A 4,070-nucleotide genomic window follows, 5' to 3' on the forward strand; every position below is an offset into this window, starting at 1 on the left:
GCCGCCGTGACCGACACCTCTCTCGTGTGCCCAGGCCCCGAACGGGTCGGCGCGAAGGGGCTGCGCGACGTCGCCGGCGACACGAGCGTGACCGCCGCCGCCGCGCCGACGTCCGCCCTGGGCGACGTGGTCGTGCCGGGGGCGGGTCGCATCGAGATCGGTCCCGCGGCCGGCGGCCGGCCGCTCCGGACGACCTCTGACCGAGCCGCCACCGCGACGGCCCCCGTCTCCCAGGCGGTTTCGGTCGTCGTGCGCGCCGTTGACTCCCTCGCCCCCGGGGCAGTGGCCACCCAGGCGTGGCTGCACCGCGGTGACGACGACCGAGGGCTCGCCACGGCCGCGTGCACCCTGCCCGCGTCGGACCTCTGGCTCGTCGGCGGCGGGGACGGCCCCTCACGCACAGAGCGACTGGTGCTGACCAACCCGGGCGCCAACACGATCTCGGTCGACTTCACCGTCCTCGGGTCGAAGGGGACGATCGAGGGGACGGGGCACGGCATCTCCATCCCGCCGCGCTCGCGCTCCGTCCTGTCGCTCGACACGCTGGCCCCGGACGTCGCGAGCCCCGTGGTGCACGTCGTGGCCTCCGGCGGCCAGGTCTCCGGAGTGCTCAGTGACGCGTGGATCGACGGCGCAACGGGCCGGGGCATCGACGACGCGGCACCGGCCGCCCAGCCGGGCCGCGACCTCGTGGTGGCCGGCATCGACAAGGCGGGTGCGGCGAGCGTCCGCATCGGCAACCCCGGTCAGGAGGAGGCGCTCGTGCAGGTGCGCGTCCTGACCGACAAGGGCCCGGTGCAGCCGGACGCCCTGCGTGCCGTCCGGGTCCCCGCCGGTTCCAGTCTCGATGTCCCGCTCGACGTGCCGGACGGGGCCCTCGGTGCGCACCTGCTGGCGGACCAGCCGGTCGTGGCGGGCGCCTGGGTCGAGCGCCGGGTCGCGACCGGTGCGGACAGGATGGGCGACTTCGGGTGGGCCGGCGCCACCCCGGCCGTCGAGCGCCTCGCCGGCGTGGCCCTGCCCTCGGTCGTCCCCGGTGGCAGCTACCGGCTCCTGCTGGCCACCGGGGCCACGGAGGCGGCCGTGACCGTGACGACGACCGGCCCGGGCGGACAGACCCGTGAGGTGACCGTCCCGGCCGACGCGAGCCTGGCGCTCGACCTCGGCCAGGCCAAGGCGGTCTGGGTGCAGCCGCGCTCCGGCCCGGTCCACGCGGCCGTCTCCATCAGCGGGCTCGTCGACAAGGTCCCGGTCTTCTCGCTCCTGCCCCTGCCGGAGGCACCCGTCACCGCGGTCACCGTCCCGGTCCGCCAGATCGGCAACTGAGCGGCGTTACTCGCCGAAACCGGGGTCGAGCTCCTCCGGGCGCACCCCGAGCAGCCCGGCGACCTGCTCGGTCACGATGTCGGCGACGAGGGTGGCCACCTCGCGCGTCCCGGATGCCCGCGTCTCGACCGGCCGGCGGTAGACGACGATGCGTGCGGGCCGCCCCCCCGAGGCGGGGTAGACCCGGCCGAGCGGCACCTCTGCGTGCTCCCACGGGGCCGGTCCGCGGGGGACGTCCTCGACGGCGAACTCGACCGCCGGGAAGGCCCGGCCACACGTCGACTCGAGCCGGGCGGCGGCATCGAGCACGTAGTCGTCGAACTCGTCGCGCCGGCTGCGCATGGCCGGGACCGGCGGCCACGCGAGCGGGCCCCGCATGCCGCGGCCATGGCGCTCACGGCGCCGCGCCATCCGGGACGTCCCGGGCATCGAAGGGCTCACATCTCGCACTCTAGTTCGCCGGGCGCGGCGGGACACGGCGTGGTGTGTCGCCGCGCCGGAGGGCTCGGTCTAGAGTGGGCGACCGTGGGTCTCAGACGGGGTTGTTCCAAGACGGCGTGCGCACGTACGGCGGTCGCCACCCTGACCTATGTCTATGCCGACCGGGCCGTCGTGCTGGGCCCGCTCGCGACCTACGCCGAGCCGCACACGTACGACCTGTGCGCGGAGCACGCCGAACGGATGACGGCACCCCGAGGCTGGGACGTCGTCCGGCTCGAGGGCGACTACAGCGAGCCGGCGCTCGACGGCGACGACCTGCTCGCCCTCGCTGAGGCGGTCCGCGAGGCCGGCCGGCCGCTCGTCCCGCAGCGACCTGCGGGCTCCCGCGTCGCGAGCGGCCAGGGTGGTCAGAGCGCGGCCGCCGCCGAGCTGCGTGCCGAGACCGACGCCGGGGTCGTCGAGACCGGCCGCCGCGGCCACCTGCGGATCCTGCGCGACTCCTGACCACTAGGGTCGTCCTCGTGGCCCCCCTCTCCGACTTCGTCAAGGCGTATGACGTCCGCGGCCTCGTGCCGGAGCAGCTCTCTCCCGAGGTCGCCCGCGCGCTCGGCGTGGCCTTCGCCGAGGTTGTCGTCATCCCGGACGGCCAGTCGGGCATCGTCATCGGGCACGACATGCGCCCCTCCTCGCCGGAGCTGTCGACCGCCTTCGCCGACGGCGTCACCTCCCGCGGTGTCGACGTCGCGATGCTCGGCCTGACGTCGACCGACGAGCTCTACTACGCCAGCGGCGCGCTCGACCGGCCCGGGGCCATGTTCACCGCGAGCCACAACCCGGCCCGCTACAACGGGATCAAGCTGTGTCGCTCGGCGGCCCGTCCCATCGGTCAGGACACCGGCCTGGCGGAGGTCCGCGACCTGGCCGAGTGGCTCCTCGGCAGCCCCACCGGCCTCTACGCGGCGACCGGCGGACCCGGGACGGTCGAGGTGCGCGACCTGCTCGCCGACTACGCGACCTTCCTCCGCTCGCTCGTCGACCTGCGCGGCATCCGACCCCTCACCGTCGTCGTCGACGCCGCCAACGGGATGGGCGGGCACACCGTGCCCGCCGTGCTCGGGACGGCCGCCGGCCTGCCGGCGCTGCCGGTCACCGTCATCCCGCTCTACTTCGAGCTCGATGGCACCTTCCCCAACCACGAGGCCAACCCACTCGACCCGGCCAACCTCGTCGACCTGCAGGCGGCCGTGACGAGGCACGGAGCGGACCTCGGCCTGGCCTTCGACGGGGACGCGGACCGGTGCTTCGTCGTCGACGCCGACGGCCACGCCGTCTCCGCCAGCGCCATCACGGCCCTCGTCGCCGCCCGCGAGATCGAGCGGGCCCGGGCGGCCGGGGACCGCGAGATCCGCGTCGTCCACAACGTCATCTCGAGCCGAGCGGTCGCCGAGGTGGTGCGCGAGCACAAGGCCGAGCCCGTGCGAGCCCGCGTCGGTCACTCCTTCATCAAGGCGGAGATGGCCCGCACCGGCGCGGTCTTCGGCGGAGAGCACTCGGCCCACTACTACTTCCGCGACTTCTGGTTCGCCGACACGGGCATGCTCGCCGCGATGCACGTGCTGGCGGCCCTCGGCGAGCAGGACGGACCACTCGCCGAGCTCGCCGCCGGATACGAGCGATACGCGTCCTCCGGCGAGATCAACAGCACCGTCGACGACGCGGCGGCGATCGCCGAGTCGCTGCGAGCCTGGGCGACGGTCCGGGGTGCAGCGGTCGACGAGCTCGACGGCCTCACCGTGACGAGCCCGGACCCGTCCGGGCCGATGTGGTGGTTCAACGTGCGCGCCTCCAACACCGAGCCGCTCCTGCGGCTCAACGTCGAGGCCGCCGACCATGAGACGATGGAACGCGTCCGGGACGAGGTTCTCGGGCTGATCCGTGGAGGAGCTGAGGGTGACCGAGCAGATGATTGAGCCATGGCTGCGGGAGATCCTGCGATGCCCGCGGTGCAAGGGGGACCTCACCGACGCGACGACTGACTCGGACCCCGAGCTGCACTGCCCGGCCTGCCGGCTCGCCTACCCGATCGACTCGGGCATCCCCGTCCTGCTCGTCGACCTGGCCCGACCGCTGGACTGAGCCCACCTGCCGTGTTCGACGACGCGCTGCTCGACGACATCGACGCGATCGAACGCCTCGATCAGCGAGGAGTGCTCCGCGCGCTCGCGTCCTCCGGCGCCCAGGTGCGGCTCTCGGCGCGCGCCGCCGACGAGGCGGGCCTGGCGCGGCTCGCCGACATCCAGCCG

The 4,070-nt window shown here is 74.3% G+C and carries 5 protein-coding genes; 4 read left to right on the forward strand and 1 reads right to left on the reverse strand.

Features of this window, described 5'->3' with window-relative positions; all coding sequences use genetic code 11:
• Nucleotides 1-1,326 (forward strand): DUF5719 family protein (locus N864_RS25190; RefSeq protein ID WP_034721395.1); only part of this gene is annotated, 1,326 nt, incomplete at its 5' end.
• A gap of 6 nt (nucleotides 1,327-1,332) precedes the next feature.
• Here the strand turns inward: N864_RS25190 and N864_RS19805 are convergent.
• Nucleotides 1,333-1,767, reverse strand: a complete 435-nt coding sequence (locus tag N864_RS19805) for a metallopeptidase family protein (protein ID WP_240474423.1) — start codon at nucleotides 1,765-1,767, stop codon at nucleotides 1,333-1,335.
• Nucleotides 1,768-1,851: 84 nt separating this feature from the next.
• Between N864_RS19805 and N864_RS19810 the strand changes: the two genes are divergently transcribed.
• Genes N864_RS19810 through N864_RS19820 form a run of 3 tightly spaced genes read left to right on the forward strand, consistent with a single transcriptional unit; the run spans nucleotide 1,852 to nucleotide 3,903 of the window.
• Complete coding sequence (locus tag N864_RS19810) at nucleotides 1,852-2,271, forward strand: DUF3499 domain-containing protein (RefSeq protein WP_034721402.1); 420 nt, start codon at nucleotides 1,852-1,854, stop codon at nucleotides 2,269-2,271.
• Nucleotides 2,272-2,288: 17 nt separating this feature from the next.
• On the forward strand, nucleotides 2,289-3,737 hold the full coding sequence (locus tag N864_RS19815) for a phosphomannomutase/phosphoglucomutase (protein ID WP_034721405.1): 1,449 nt from the start codon (nucleotides 2,289-2,291) through the stop codon (nucleotides 3,735-3,737).
• On the forward strand, nucleotides 3,718-3,903 hold the full coding sequence (locus tag N864_RS19820; RefSeq protein WP_034721409.1) for a Trm112 family protein: 186 nt from the start codon (nucleotides 3,718-3,720) through the stop codon (nucleotides 3,901-3,903). Before N864_RS19815 ends, N864_RS19820 begins: the two co-directional genes overlap by 20 nt.
• Nucleotides 3,904-4,070: the final 167 nt, after the last annotated feature.

Source organism: Intrasporangium chromatireducens Q5-1 (genome assembly GCF_000576575.1).
In the GTDB taxonomy this organism is placed as follows: Bacteria; Actinomycetota; Actinomycetes; order Actinomycetales; family Dermatophilaceae; genus Intrasporangium_A; species Intrasporangium_A chromatireducens.